General features: G+C 71.7%; 11 protein-coding genes. 4 read left to right on the top strand and 7 right to left on the bottom strand.

Translation table 11 applies throughout. The annotated features are described in order from the left end of the window. Positions 1-64 precede the first annotated feature (64 nt). Positions 65-640, top strand: a complete 576-nt coding sequence (locus ABD901_RS10865) for an O-methyltransferase (RefSeq protein WP_345124001.1) — start codon at positions 65-67, stop codon at positions 638-640. 52 nt (positions 641-692) lie between these two features. Further along, positions 693-2,018: a DNA-3-methyladenine glycosylase family protein gene (locus ABD901_RS10860; RefSeq protein ID WP_345123999.1), complete on the top strand. Its 1,326-nt coding sequence runs from the start codon at positions 693-695 to the stop codon at positions 2,016-2,018. A 61-nt stretch (positions 2,019-2,079) separates the two neighbouring features. On the opposite strand, the gene ABD901_RS10855 is transcribed toward ABD901_RS10860, so the two are convergent. Genes ABD901_RS10855 through ABD901_RS10840 form a run of 4 tightly spaced genes read right to left on the bottom strand, consistent with a single transcriptional unit; the run spans position 2,080 to position 6,265 of the window. Next, the gene (locus ABD901_RS10855) at positions 2,080-3,306 is read right to left on the bottom strand and encodes a DUF1501 domain-containing protein (protein WP_345123997.1); all 1,227 of its coding nucleotides are present in this window, start codon (positions 3,304-3,306) and stop codon (positions 2,080-2,082) included. Between the two features lie 42 nt (positions 3,307-3,348). After that, entirely contained in the window at positions 3,349-4,605 is a 1,257-nt protein-coding gene (locus ABD901_RS10850) for a DUF1800 domain-containing protein (RefSeq protein WP_345123995.1), read from the bottom strand. A 46-nt stretch (positions 4,606-4,651) separates the two neighbouring features. Continuing rightward, on the bottom strand, positions 4,652-5,440 hold the full coding sequence (locus tag ABD901_RS10845) for an enoyl-CoA hydratase-related protein (RefSeq protein WP_345123994.1): 789 nt from the start codon (positions 5,438-5,440) through the stop codon (positions 4,652-4,654). A gap of 18 nt (positions 5,441-5,458) precedes the next feature. Further along, the gene (locus tag ABD901_RS10840) at positions 5,459-6,265 is read right to left on the bottom strand and encodes a PaaX family transcriptional regulator (protein WP_345123993.1); all 807 of its coding nucleotides are present in this window, start codon (positions 6,263-6,265) and stop codon (positions 5,459-5,461) included. 222 nt (positions 6,266-6,487) lie between these two features. On the opposite strand from ABD901_RS10840, the gene ABD901_RS10835 reads away from it, so the two are divergent. Beyond that, positions 6,488-6,655 (top strand): DUF3117 domain-containing protein, encoded by a 168-nt coding sequence (locus ABD901_RS10835; protein WP_081971220.1) that lies wholly within the window; start codon positions 6,488-6,490, stop codon positions 6,653-6,655. A 100-nt stretch (positions 6,656-6,755) separates the two neighbouring features. Further along, a complete protein-coding gene (locus ABD901_RS10830) occupies positions 6,756-8,225 on the top strand; it encodes a leucyl aminopeptidase family protein (protein WP_345123991.1) in 1,470 nt (489 codons plus the stop codon). A gap of 27 nt (positions 8,226-8,252) precedes the next feature. Here the strand turns inward: ABD901_RS10830 and ABD901_RS10825 are convergent, their stop codons facing one another. From ABD901_RS10825 to ABD901_RS10815, 3 genes are all read right to left on the bottom strand, one after another. Beyond that, a complete protein-coding gene (locus ABD901_RS10825; protein WP_345123989.1) occupies positions 8,253-9,281 on the bottom strand; it encodes a 2-oxoacid:ferredoxin oxidoreductase subunit beta in 1,029 nt (342 codons plus the stop codon). Continuing rightward, positions 9,274-11,121 (bottom strand): 2-oxoacid:acceptor oxidoreductase subunit alpha, encoded by a 1,848-nt coding sequence (locus tag ABD901_RS10820; protein ID WP_345123987.1) that lies wholly within the window; start codon positions 11,119-11,121, stop codon positions 9,274-9,276. The genes ABD901_RS10825 and ABD901_RS10820 overlap by 8 nt, the downstream gene beginning before the upstream one ends. Positions 11,122-11,328: 207 nt before the next feature. Further along, positions 11,329-12,738, bottom strand: coding sequence for a COG1361 family protein (locus tag ABD901_RS10815; RefSeq protein ID WP_345123985.1), 1,410 nt, complete (start codon positions 12,736-12,738; stop codon positions 11,329-11,331). Positions 12,739-12,844: the final 106 nt, after the last annotated feature.

Here is a 12,844-nt window from a genome sequence, read left to right as displayed (position 1 = left end):
GTGCCCCATTACCGCTTCCGCTCGGACCGCTGATTTCATCGACGGGTACGTCACCGAGGATCCGATGCTGACGGCCGCCCGGGAGCAGGCGTTCGAGCTCGGCATCAGCGCGGTGAGCCGGGGCTGCGGCGCGGCGCTGCGGGTTATCGCCGCGGTCAGCAACGCAAAAGCCGTGGTCGAGGTCGGCACCGGCACCGGGGTGAGCGGCGGGTGGCTGCTGCGCGGCATGCGCCGCGACGGCGTGCTGACCACGATCGACCTCGAGGCGGAGCACCAGCGTGTCGCCCGGCGCGTCTTCTCGGCCGCGGGTAACCCGCCCTCCCGCACGCGGATCATCACCGGCCGGGCGCTGGACGTGCTGCCGCGGCTCGCCGACCGCGCGTACGACCTCATCTTCGTCGACCACGACCCCAGCGAGTACGGGCCGGTGGTGACCGCGGCCGAGCGGCTGCTGCGGCCCGGCGGCACGCTCGCGCTGGCCGACGCGCTCGCCGGCGGGCGGGTCAGTGATCCCACGATGAGGGATGCGGAGACGGTACTGCTTCGTGAAGCCGTCAAATCGCTGCGCGACAGCGACGCGTGGGTCCCCGCGCTACTCCCCCTCGACGACGGTCTGCTACTCGCCGCTCGCGCGCAGTAACCATCTCACGCCCCCCGCCAAAACTGTCGTACCCGCGTTCGACCATGCACCCATGACCGAACTGCACACCACCACCCAAATCCTTCTCTCCGCGACGGCCCCCTACGACCTGGAGTGCTCGCTGCGGGCGATCGCCGGCTTCCGGCCCGGCCTGCACGACGTAGGGCTGCTCGACGGCATGGTCCGGCGCGCGTTCACGCACCCGTCCGACCCGCAGTCCGCGGTCGTGACCCAGGTCACCGAGCGCGACGACGGGGCGCCGGGCGTCAGGCTCACCGTGTTCAGCGAGTCGCCGCTCGGCGAGCGCGACCTGGAGGCGGTCGGCGCGCGGGTCTCCTCCTGGCTGGGGCTCGACGACGAGCGGGCGGAGTTCCTGCGCATCGCCGAGGGCGACGAGCGCGTCCGCCCACTGCTCGAGGTTGCGGCGGGCCTGCACCAGCCGAGGTTCTCGAGCCTGCCCGAGGCCGTCGTGTACTTCACGCTGGTGCAGAACTCCACCGAGTGGTATGCCGCGCTGCGCAAGCGCCGGCTCACCGTCCACCTCGGACCGACCGGGCGGGTCGCGGGTGAGGACTACACCGCCTTCCCCGAGTTCGCGCTGCTGACGCGGCTGACGCCCGAACATCTCGCGCCGTTCGTGGGGATGATGAGCAAGGCGACGCGCCTTGCCGAGGTGATCGCCGGGGTCGCGGCACTCGACGAGGAGCTGCTGCGCCACGGGCCCTACGAGGACGCGAGGGCCGCGCTGCTGTCGGTGCGCGGCGTCGGGGAGTACACCGCGCACGCGCTGCTGATGCGGGCCCTCGGCCGGCCCGACGCCGCGCCGCTGGAGATGAACCGGTTCGTGAGCACGGCCGTCTCCGTCTACGGCGACCCGCCGCCGACGCCGGCCGAGCTGCGGGAGCGGTATGGGCCGTGGGTTGGCTGGTGGGCGTATACGTGCCGGACCGCCGTGGGCTGGCTCGAACAGGACCGCAAGGCCCGCGAGCGCGCCGAACGCCAGCGGCAGCGCGCCGGGTCGACCCGCAGGCCGCGCACGCCCGGCGGCAGCACCCGTCCGCGCGCCACGGGCCGCGGCCGCACGGCGGCGCCGTGGAGCCCCTCGGACCCGGGCCCGGGCGCCGTCGAGCTCGAGGCGCACGACACAACAGCCGCCGCCGGCAAGGTCGCGCTGGCCGCCGTGGACCAAGCCACGCCGGCTGCCGCGGGGATTGCCGTGCGGACGACGACGCTCGCCGCCGCGGAGCAGGCCGCCCTGACAGGCGCTGGGCAGGCGGCGATGGCCGCCGCGGGGCAGGCGGCGCGGACAGGCGCGGGGCAGGTCGCGCCGGGTGCCGTTGAGAAGGCCGCGCCGGCCGCCGAGTTCGTGGGCGGCTGACCGGCGCGGCGCGGGCCGGGGACCGCATCCGCTCGCCGGAGCGGGTGCGGTCGGCCGGGCCCTAGAGGATGCCCTCGAGCTGGGACTTGTAGCCGAGGATCCGCTCGGGGTCGGCGCCGAGGACGTCGCGTAGGAGGGTGGCGTATACGGATCGGAAGTCGGTCGTGAACTTCAGGTCGCCGTTGTCGAGGTCGGAGAGGCTGGGCTGTTCGCCGTAGAGGCCGCCCTTCACCGGGCTGCCCAGGATGAACATGTTCGACGCCGTGCCGTGGTCGGTGCCGTCGGAGCCGTTCGCGGCGACGCGGCGGCCGAACTCGGAGTAGACGGCCACGACGACCTTGCGGCCCGCCTCGGTCTTCGCCATGCGGTCGGCGAACCCGGTCAGCGCGGTGTCGAGGAGCTTGAGCAGGACCTCCTGCGAGTTGCGCTCCTCGGCGTGCAGGTCGAAGCCGCCGAGCGAGACGGAGAACACGCGGGTCGCGACGCCGGCCTCGACGCAGCGGGCCACGAGGTCCAGCTGCGTCTTGAGGTCGGAGCGGCCGCCGGTCGCGGTGCCGGACGACGACGAGGCGCCCTCGTCGCCGTCGGCCTCGTCGACGCTGTGGATGAGGGCGTCGACCTCGACGAGGTCGGCGAAGGCGCGAGCGGCGCGGGCCTGCAGCGCGGGTTCGCCGTCGGAGGGCTTGCCGAACGCGGTCAGCACCTCGGGTTTGAGCCCATTCGGCAGGGTCAGGCCGCTGACGGGGATGGCGGCGCCGGCCGTGGTTTCGCCGGCGAGCAACGGAGGGAGGACGGGTTCGAAGGAGACGGCGTGGCGCGGGTCGCCGCCGAAGGCGTCCAGCCACCGGCCGAGCCAGCCGGTGTTGCCGGGCCGGTCCGGCTGCGCGGTCTGCCAGATGTCCATCGAACGGAAGTGACTGTGGTCGGGCTTCGGGTAGCCGACGCCGCGGACGATGGCCAGCTTCTTGGCGTCGAACATGCGCTTGAGGCCGGCCAGCCCGGGATTGAGGCCGAGGTATCCGTCGAGCTTGAGGACCTCCTCGGGCTTGTACGCGAGCTCGTTGCGGGCCGGTGCGTAGGCCTTGTCGGCGTACGGGATGACGTTGGCCAGCCCGTCGTTGCCCCCGTAGAGGGTGACGAGCACGAGCGTCTTGGCGTCGCCGGGCCGGTCGTCCCAGGCGGCGGTGTCGAAGACGTCGCGCAGCGTCCAGGCGCCGCCGGCGGCGAGGGCCGCGCCACCGACCACGCCGCTGGCGATCAGGAACTTCCTGCGGGTGAGGGCGTCCATGCCGCCTCCTTCAACGGTGTGAACGATTGGAGCGAGGCATGGTCAGTTGACGGCGTACTCGGGGCTGGCCAGGCCCAGCGTCAGCAGGCGGCGGGCGTCGTTCGCGGCCGGGGTCAGCGCTGCCAGCGTGCGGTCCGTGAACTTGTCCACGACCAGCAGGCGGGCCAAGGCCGCGGGGCGTTGGGGCGGTGGGACGGCGGTGAGGCGGTCGATCACCGGCTGCGGTGCCCGCGCGCCCAACGTCTGGGCCAACCTGATGCGGGCCTGGGTGGCCGAGGTGGTCAGCCATGCGGCGCCGGCCGGCCAGCCGCCGACGCTCGGGGGGCGCAGGGGGACCTGGCCCAGCTGGGTGAGGCCCGAGGCAAGCTGCTTGCGCTGGTTGTCGTTGAGGTCGCCGGGGCGGATCTGCAGCTGCCGCAGGGCGCCGACCAGCCACTCGACGGGCTGCTTGACGAGCTCGGTGTGGCCGTCCGCGGTCAGGAGCTCGCGCAGCATGGCGGAGCTGGTCGGCTGGGTCTTGGCGCGGTCCAGGGCGGGTTGCGGGATCGGGGCGTCGCTGCAGTACCGCAGCCAGAGCCGCCGGGCGATGAACTCGGGGCTGACGGGCTGGGCAAGCAGGATGTCGGCGAAGTCGTCGGCGTCGAAGTTGCCGGTCTTGCCCAGGATGGTCTTCGGCTTGTCGTCGTGGCGCTTCGCGTTGAACGTCGCGGTGCCGGACTTGGCGTCCACCGTCCAGCCGGTCAAGGCGCGGGCGCCCTCGCGGACGTCGTGTTCGGTGTAGTTGCCGACGCCGAGCGTGAAGAGCTCCATGAGCTCGCGGGCCAGGTTCTCGTTGGGGGCCTTGACCGTGTTCTTCTGGCCGTCGAGCCAGACGATGAGGGCCGGGTCGCGCAGCATCGTGTGGGCCTGGGTGGCGAAGTCGCCGAGTGCGGTCCTGTAGAGCGTCTGCTGCTGGGCGAGCATCATCGGGCCGGACTTGACCTTGTCGGCGGACGTGGCCCAGTGGCCGTGCCAGAAGAACGTCAGCTTCTCGTGCACCTGGTGCTCGGCCTGGACCATGCGGTCGAGCCACCAGGCGCCGACCGTGCGGATCTGCTCGGCGCGGTCGCTCTTCTCGTTGACGACCATGCCGAGCTTCGGCGGCGGGGTCCTGGCCGCACCGGCGTCGGGTGCGGCGGGGTTGAACAGGGCGTCGAGGGTCGCGGCCGGGCCCTTGGACTCGGCCGCGTCGACCTCCTCCGCCGTGGGCCCGAACGTCGCCCGGCGCAACACATGCGCAACCTTCTCACGATCGGCCATGGACCCCAGGCTATGCCGGTTTTGTACGAAACTTGTTAAGAGGGGCTCAGGCTCCCTTGAAGACCGGGCGCTGCTTCTGCACGAACGCGGCCGTCGCGTTGTGGTGATCGGCGGTGTGCCCGCAGGTCGCCTGGGCCTCGGCCTCGACCGCGAGCGCGTCGGCGAGCGAGCCGGAGCCGCCGGTGGCGAGCTCGCGCTTGATCTGGCCGTAGGCGATCGTCGGGCCGGCGGCGAGGCGGTCGGCGAGCTCGAGGGCGGTGGGCAGCACGTCCTCGTCGTCCTCGGTCAGGCGGGTGAGCATGCCCAGCTCGAAGGCGGTCGCCGCGGGGACGGGCTCGGCCAGCAGGAGCAGCTCGACGGCCTTGGCGTGGCCGACGATGCGGGGCAGCGACCAGGAGATACCGGTGTCGCCGGCCAGGCCGACGTTCGCGAAGGCCATGAGGAACGCGGTCTTCGGGCCGCCGATGCGGAAGTCGGCGAGCAGGGCGAGGGAGGCGCCGGCGCCGGCGGCCATGCCCCGCACCGCGGCGACGACGGGCTTGGGCATGCCGCCGATCAGCGTGGCGATCGGGTTGTAGTGCTCGGTCACGGTCGACAGCGACGAACCCGTGCCGGCCTCCAGCGACTCGACGTGCTCGCGCAGGTCCTGGCCACCGCAGAACGCGCGGCCGGCGCCGGCGAGGACCACAGCGCGTACCGAATCATCGCCCTGAATCTCTTGCAACGTGTCCCGCAGGGCCACCTTCAGCGCGGTGTCCAGCGAGTTCAGGGCCTCCGGCCGGTTGAGCGTGAGGATCGCGACGCCGGATTCGGTGCGTTCGACGAGCAGCTCCATCGGTACTCCATTTCCAAATCAGTTCAAGGTCAGGCACGCGTCGACGAAACGGTCCGCCGCCGGGCGCAGCCGTAGGGCGTGGTGGTCGAAGAAGGCGGCGGCCGCGGTGCCGGCCCAGCGCGCGGGCAGCAGGGCGGGCGGCAGCTGCGGGTCGCGGAACAGGAACGCGCGCCAGGCGTGCACGAGCGTGAACCGCACGGCGTAGGCGCGCTCGTCGGGGGTGGCCGGGCCGACGCCGGACACGAGCGGGTTGAGGCGCTCGACGAACTCGCCGTACGCGGCGGCGATCGCCTCCAGGTCCCACGCTCTGGCCACCAGTTTCACGGCTCCCTCGGTGCCACCGGAATGCTCCGCCGAGAATCGGTCGTAGCGCACCCCGGCCTCCGTGAGCAGGGCGTCGACGCCCTCGCCGGGGCGCGGGGCGATCCACGTGGAGGCGTCGATCGACCCGTACCCGAGGAATCCGAGGTTCGCCACCAGTCTCGCCCGCGCGCCGCGGTGCGCGGGCGGTTCGAGCGTGATGAGATCGAAGCGGCCGGTCCAGGCGTTTGCGGGGCCGCCGGAGCGCTGGGTTCGATAGATCCGGGCGCCGGCGGCGTCGAGTCGGCGTGCCGCCTTCGGGGTGATGCCGTAGCCGGGGCCAGTCGGCAAACGTAGAGGATGCAGCCATCCCTGCCGGACCATCCGCGACACCGCGGTACGGACGGCGGGGGCAGTGATGCCGAGGGGAGCGAGCAGGCGCACGAGAGCCGCGACCGCGGCCCGCCCACCGCGCGGGCGAAGATGGTCGCCATAGAGATCAAAGAGGGCGGACCGGGCCTGCATGGCCGCTTATTGTGACAGCTGTCCGGCATTTCGCGCCACGAGTTGTCACAAGGTTCGCGTCCCGGTTTGGGTCTTGGGGCCATCATCAGGGAAAATCATCGGTTGGTGCGTACATCACGGGGCCGGCGGGTCCGGTCGAGGCCCCGTGAGCAGGCGCGCCGGGCATGCGGGGACGGCTGTGCCACCTGGTGTCTGGGACATCAGGAAGCGAAGGGAGACAACATGGCGGCCATGAAGCCGCGGACAGGCGACGGTCCGCTGGAGGTCACCAAGGAGGGCCGCGGCATCGTCATGCGCGTCCCGCTCGAGGGTGGTGGGCGGCTCGTCGTCGAGATGACCAAGGACGAGGCCAACGAGCTCAGCGAGGCGCTGAAGACCGCCACTGGCTGAGTCTTCCTGCATTCAGCTTTGCTTTCGGGTTGACTGGGGTGGCCATCTGTGGTCGCTCCCATCGGTGTGCGCAGGAAAACAGAAATAGAGGAGGGTCCCCGTGCTGGACATCAGGTTCGCCGCAGCCCGCAGCGCCTCCGGTGCGGTCGCTGTCGTCGTCCCGTCCGGCGCCCCCTCCGGCGCTCTGGACCTGCTGAAGCTCGGTCCGGCCGACCTGGCCGAATGTGAGGCGTTCCTCGAGGACGTCGAGCACTCCGGGTCGGCCGGGACCGTGCACACCCTGCCGCGACCGGCGCGCAAGCCGTCGCGGCTGCTGTTCGTCGGCATCGGCGAGGCGGATGAGGCCGGATGGCGGGCCGCTGGCGCGGCCTTGGCCCGTTCGGCTCGCTCCGAGACATCGTTACGAGTGTTGGTACCGCAGGACACGGCCGCCGACGCGGTCCGCGGCCTGGCCGAGGGCCTCTGGCTGGCTTCCTACCGGTTCCGCCTCACCGACGCCGAGCCCGATCCGCTGCGCCGCGTCACGATCGCACTACCGGGCAACGCTCCGGCCCCTGATGCGCTGACGGCCGCGCTCGACCAGGCCCGGGCGGTCGTCACCGCCACGCTGCTCGCCCGCGACCTGACCAACATGCCCAGCGATCGCAAGACGCCGGCCTGGTTCGCCCGTCAGGTGGTCAAGGCCGCCACCGGCGTGCCGGGGCTGACGGTCGAGGTGCGCGAGCCCGCCTACCTGGCCGCGCAGGGCTTCAACGCGATCCTGGCCGTGGGCCGGGGTGCGGCGAGCGAGCGCGGCCCGCGGCTGGTCGAGCTGTCGTGGCGCCCGAGGGGCGCGAAGCGGCACGTCGTGCTGGTCGGCAAGGGCATCACGTTCGACACCGGCGGTATCTGCATCAAGCCGCTGAGCGGCATGAAGCTCATGCGCAAGGACATGGGCGGCGCCGCCGCGGTGATCGGCGCGACCCTCGCCGCGGCCGAGATGCGCCTGCCGGTGCGGATCACCGCGCTGGCACCGCTGGCCGAGAACGCGGTCGGCGCCGACGCGATGCGCCCGGGCGACGTCGTCACGCACTACGGCGGGATCACCACCGAGATCCTCAACACCGACGCCGAGGGCCGCCTGGTGCTCGGCGACGCGATGGCCTACGCCGTGCGCCGGCTGCGGCCCGACGTGATGATCGACCTCGCCACCCTCACCGGGGCGCAGGGCGTGGCGCTGGGCAAGCGGACGGCGGCGCTGTACAGCCACAGCGACACCCTGGCGGGCGCGCTGGCCACGGCCGCGGCCGCCTCCGGCGAGTCGGTGTGGCGGATGCCGCTGAACGAGGACTACGCCGAGGAGATCGACGGCGACCTGACCGACGTCGTCAACTCCACCGACATCGGGGCCGGGTCGGTGCTCGCCGCGCTGTACCTGCGCGAGTTCACCGGCGCCATGCGCGGCAACTGGGCGCACGTCGACATGTCCTCGCCCGCCTGGTCGGACTCCAACGACGGCGAGCTCACCAAGGGCGCGACCGGCTGGGGCGTGCGCACCCTGACCCGCTGGCTGGAGGCCACCGTCGCCTGAGACGGCGATGGCCCCCGATCACGGCAGTTACAGGATGGTCCAGGTGTCGCCGCTGTTGAGCAGGGCGGCGAGCTCCTCGTCCGGGGTGCCGTTCGCCTTGGCCTTCGCGGCGACGAGCTGGTCGCGCACGATGTCGTCGTAGGCCGGGCGGCCGACGGCGCGGAACACGCCGATCGGCGTGTTGCGCAGGTCGAGGCCCGGCAGCCGGGACAGCGCGAACGCATACGCCGGCTCGGCGACCGTCTGGTCGTGCACGACGATCTCCTCGGCGCTCACCGAGGCGGTCGGCACGACGGAGAGGCCGAAGCCGCCGGGCGGGTGCGTGACCGCCCACTCGCCGTCCTTGCCGAACGTGATCGGCTGCCCGTGCTCCAGCCGGATCAGGAAGTCGTCGCGGGTGGCGGGCTCCTTGAGCGCGTCGAACGCGCCGTCGTTGAAGATGTTGCAGTTCTGGTAGATCTCCACGAACGCGGAGCCGCGGTGCTCGGCGGCGGCGCGCAGGACCGACTGCAGGTGCTTGCGGTCCGAGTCGATGGTGCGCGCGACGAAGCTCGCCTCCGCGCCCAGCGCCAGGGAGATCGGGTTGAACGGCGAGTCCGCGGAGCCGGCCGGCGTCGACTTCGTGATCTTGCCGATCTCCGACGTCGGCGAGTACTGCCCCTTCGTCAGGCCGTAGATCTTGTTGTTGAACAGCAGGATCTTGAGGTTGACGTTGCGGCGCAGCGCATGGATCAGGTGGTTGCCGCCGATGGACAGCGCGTCACCGTCGCCCGTGACGACCCAGACCGACAGGTCGGGGCGGGACACCGACAGGCCGGACGCGATCGCCGGCGCGCGGCCGTGGATCGAGTGCATGCCGTAGGTGTTCATGTAGTACGGGAACCGCGAGGAGCAGCCGATCCCCGAGACGAAGACGATCCGCTCCTTCGGGATGTTGAGCTCGGGCATGAACGACTGGACCGCCGCCAGGATCGCGTAGTCCCCGCAGCCCGGGCACCAGCGCACCTCCTGGTCGGACTTGAAGTCCTTCGTCGTCAGCTTCAGAGGCTCAGGCATTCTTGACCACTTCCTCGAGCACACCTTCCAGCTCGGCCGCGGTGAACGGCAGGCCGCGGACCTGGTTGTAGGCGATGGCGTCGACCAGGTAGCGCGACCGGATGACCCCGGCGAGCTGGCCGAGGTTCATCTCCGGGATGACCACCTTGTCGTAGGACTTCAGCACCTCGCCGAGGTTCTTCGGCATCGGCGAGAGGTGCCGCAGGTGGGCCTGGGCGATCGCCAGGCCGCGCTGGCGCAGCGCGCGGGCGGCGGCGCCGATCGGCCCGTACGTCGAACCCCAGCCCAGCACCAGGACGCGGGCGGTGCCGTCGGGGTCCTCGACCTCGACGTCGGGCACCTCGATGCCCTCGATGCGCGCGGCCCGGGTGCGGACCATGAAGTCGTGGTTGGCCGGGTCGTAGGAGATGTCGCCGGTGCGGTCGGCCTTCTCCAGGCCGCCGATGCGGTGCTCCAGGCCCGGGGTGCCCGGCACGGCCCACGGCCGGGCGAGCGTCTGCGGGTCGCGCAGGTACGGCAGGAAGGTCTTGCCGTCCTCGCCGTTGGGCTCGGTGGCGAACTGCACGCGCAGGTCGGGCAGCTCGGCGATCTCGGGCAGGCGCCACGGCTCGGAGCCGTTCGCGATGTACCCGTCGGAGAGCAGGATCACCGGGGTGCGGTAGGTCAGCGCGATGCGCGCCGCCTCCAGCGCCGTGGTGAAGCAGTCCGCGGGCGAGCGCGGCGCGAGCACCGCGACCGGGGCCTCGCCGTGCCGGCCGAACAGCGCCATGTTGAGGTCGGCCTGCTCGGTCTTGGTCGGCAGGCCGGTCGACGGGCCGGCCCGCTGCACGTCGATGATCAGCAGCGGCAGCTCGAGCGCGACGGCGAGCGAGATTGTCTCGCCCTTGAGCGCGACGCCCGGGCCGGAGGTGGTGGTCACGCCGAGCGCGCCGCCGTAGGAGGCGCCCAGGGCCACGCCGATCGCGGCGATCTCGTCCTCGGCCTGCACCGTCGTCACGCCGAACTTCTTGTGCTTGCTCAGCTCGTGCAGGATGTCCGAGGCCGGGGTGATCGGATACGCACCGAGGAAGACCGGCAGCTCGGAGCGCACGCCGGCGGCGACGATGCCGAGGGCGAGCGCGGCGTTGCCGGTGATGTTGCGGTAGTTGCCGGCGACCATGCGGGCCGGCTTGACCTCGTAGCGCACCGCGAAGTTCTCGGTCGTCTCGCCGAAGTTCCAGCCGGCCTTGAAGGCGGCGATGTTCGCGGCGACGAGCTCGGGGCGCGAGGCGAACTTGCGCTCGAGGAAGGCGATCGTGGACTCGTGCGGGCGGGAGTACATCCACGACAGCAGGCCGAGCGCGAACATGTTCTTCGCCCGCTCGGCGTCCTTCTTGGAGATCTCGAACGACGCGAGGGCCTTGACCGTCATCGAGGTCAGGCCGACCGGTGCGACGTTCCAGCCGTCCAGCGAGCCGTCTTCGAGCGGGTTCGCCGAATACCCCACCTTGGCGAGGTTGCGGTTGGTGAACTCGTCGGTGTTGACGATGATCGAGGCACCCTTGGGCAGATCGGCCAGGTTGGCCTTCAGGGCGGCAGGGTTCATCGCGACCAGCACGTTGGGGGCGTCACCGGGCGTGAGGATGTCGAAGTCGGCGAAATGCACCTGGAAGCTCGACACACCCGGGAGCGTGCCGGCGGGGGCACGGATCTCGGCGGGGAAGTTCGGCAGGGTGGATATGTCGTTCCCGAGCTGAGCGGTCTCGGATGTGAAGCGGTCACCGGTGAGCTGCATGCCGTCGCCGGAATCGCCAGCGAACCTGATGACCACCCGATCCAGCTGGCGGACCTGCTTGGTCACGTGAGCTGACCTCCTATTGCGGCGATCGTGTTGTCCCTACACCCCTGAGGGTACGTCGGAGGGCAGGCCGAACCTGCGGCGCATATCCCTTCCGTGAACCCGAAGCTGCGACTTTCGTCATTGCGCCGCGCGCGCCGTTGTGCGCGGATCGCGAATCCGAACAATTCTGGCCCGTATCGTCACCGGGCGGCCACCCCTAGCAAACCCCTACTCGTCACCGTCCGCGTCGGTGGGCTCACGGAAGCCCGATCCGGCGACCGGGCCGTTGGGCAGCCTGGGCAGGGTCAGCGCCCGCGGGATCGGCGAGCGCGGGATGGTGGTGAAGGGCGGCGTGTCGCCTGCCCGCGGCGCCGGCACCAGGACCACGTCCTCGACCTCGTCCGGGGCCAGGGCGTCCTCGTCCCGGCCGCGGCGGCGCAGCGAGAACACGACCAGACCGCCGGCGATGGCGACCAGGCCGACGATGCCGCCGATGTACGGCAGGCTGGACAACTGCTGGCTGTCGCTGGCCTGTTTGCGCAGGCTGAGCTCGCCGATGCTGGGCTGCGCGGCCGGGGACACGGGCGCCTGGGTGGGCAGCGGGGCGTCCGTGCCGGCCAGCGGCGGAGCGCTGATCTTGAAGTCCGAGCGGCTCTCGATCGCGTCGAGGCCCAGCGGGGTCAGGTACGCGTGCACGGCCCCGGTCAGCGGCAGCTCGGCCCGGGCGGCGGCGCTGACGGTGAGGCCGAACACCGCCGTCACCTCCTTGCCGGCTCCGAGGTCGCCGAGCTCGCAGCGGTCCCGGTCGGCGGAGATGCGCCGGTGCGAGCGGCAGGCCGACGGGAAGCCGACCAGGTCGACACCGGGCGGGGTGACCACCTCGAGCGCGCCGGCGGCCTTCGTCCCGCCCGTGTTGCGCAGCCGGACCGACAGCTGGGTCGCCTCGTCCTGCGGCGAGGTGGCGGCCGGCAGCTGCGGCTCGGTGGTGCTCAGGTCGATGCCCGGCGTCGGCGGCGTGGTGAACGCGAAGGAGATCGGCGCCGTGCGCTGCACCGGCCCGATCGAGGCGGTGACCAGCCCGGCCCCGATGGTCTTCCACGCGCCCGGATCGACGTTGACCTTGACGACGACCTGGCCGAGGGCCTGCTCGCCGAGCGGGCAGCTGAAGCTCAGCACGCCGTTGTCGACGCGGCAGCCGCCGGTGCCGTACGCACCAGTCGCCTGCGCCCCGCTCGGGAACGCGTAGTAGCCGGTGATCGTGTCGCGCCCGACGTGCTCGCCGATGTTCTTGAGCGAGATGACCAGCTCGGCCGAGCCGTTGCCCTGCCAGTACCCGTCGCCCACCGACACCGTGCTCACGGTCATCTTGAACCGGTGCACGGGCGTGGGGGCCGGCGGCGCCTCGGTGGTGGTCGGCGGCGGAGGCGCCTCGGTGGTCGGCTCCTGGGTGGGCACTTCGGTGGTGGGGCCCTGCGTCGGTGCTTCGGTGGTGGGCACCTCGACGGGCGGTGGGCTGGTCTCCTCGACCCCGGGATCGGCGCACGCGGGCGAGGCGAGCAGCATCGAGCAGACGGCGGCCAAGAGCACGAAGGAGCCGGCACGCAGCCACCTGGTTGGGCGGCCCGTGGGTGCTTCCATGAGGGGGTGTCCTTCTAGTCTCGTCTCAACGGCAGGCCGGGCGTGACTTGGTTGCACTCCGGCAAGAACTGTCGCTCATTATGGAGACGGACTCGCGTTTTCGGCA

It is taken from the genome of Dactylosporangium darangshiense (genome assembly GCF_039537565.1).
GTDB lineage: Bacteria > Actinomycetota > Actinomycetes > Mycobacteriales > Micromonosporaceae > Dactylosporangium > Dactylosporangium darangshiense.
This window is presented reverse-complemented; position numbering and strand designations above follow the sequence as displayed.

Excerpts from the sequence above, each read along its gene's own strand:
- ABD901_RS10865 (WP_345124001.1), top strand. The coding sequence starts at position 65 with ATGCTGACGGCCGCCCGGGAGCAGGCGTTCGAGCTCGGCATCAGCGCG.
- ABD901_RS10860 (WP_345123999.1), top strand. The coding sequence starts at position 693 with ATGACCGAACTGCACACCACCACCCAAATCCTTCTCTCCGCGACGGCC.
- ABD901_RS10855 (WP_345123997.1), bottom strand. The coding sequence starts at position 3,306 with ATGGACGCCCTCACCCGCAGGAAGTTCCTGATCGCCAGCGGCGTGGTC.
- ABD901_RS10850 (WP_345123995.1), bottom strand. The coding sequence starts at position 4,605 with ATGGCCGATCGTGAGAAGGTTGCGCATGTGTTGCGCCGGGCGACGTTC.
- ABD901_RS10845 (WP_345123994.1), bottom strand. The coding sequence starts at position 5,440 with ATGGAGCTGCTCGTCGAACGCACCGAATCCGGCGTCGCGATCCTCACG.
- ABD901_RS10840 (WP_345123993.1), bottom strand. The coding sequence starts at position 6,265 with ATGCAGGCCCGGTCCGCCCTCTTTGATCTCTATGGCGACCATCTTCGC.
- ABD901_RS10835 (WP_081971220.1), top strand. The coding sequence starts at position 6,488 with ATGGCGGCCATGAAGCCGCGGACAGGCGACGGTCCGCTGGAGGTCACC.
- ABD901_RS10825 (WP_345123989.1), bottom strand. The coding sequence starts at position 9,281 with ATGCCTGAGCCTCTGAAGCTGACGACGAAGGACTTCAAGTCCGACCAG.
- ABD901_RS10815 (WP_345123985.1), bottom strand. The coding sequence starts at position 12,738 with ATGGAAGCACCCACGGGCCGCCCAACCAGGTGGCTGCGTGCCGGCTCC.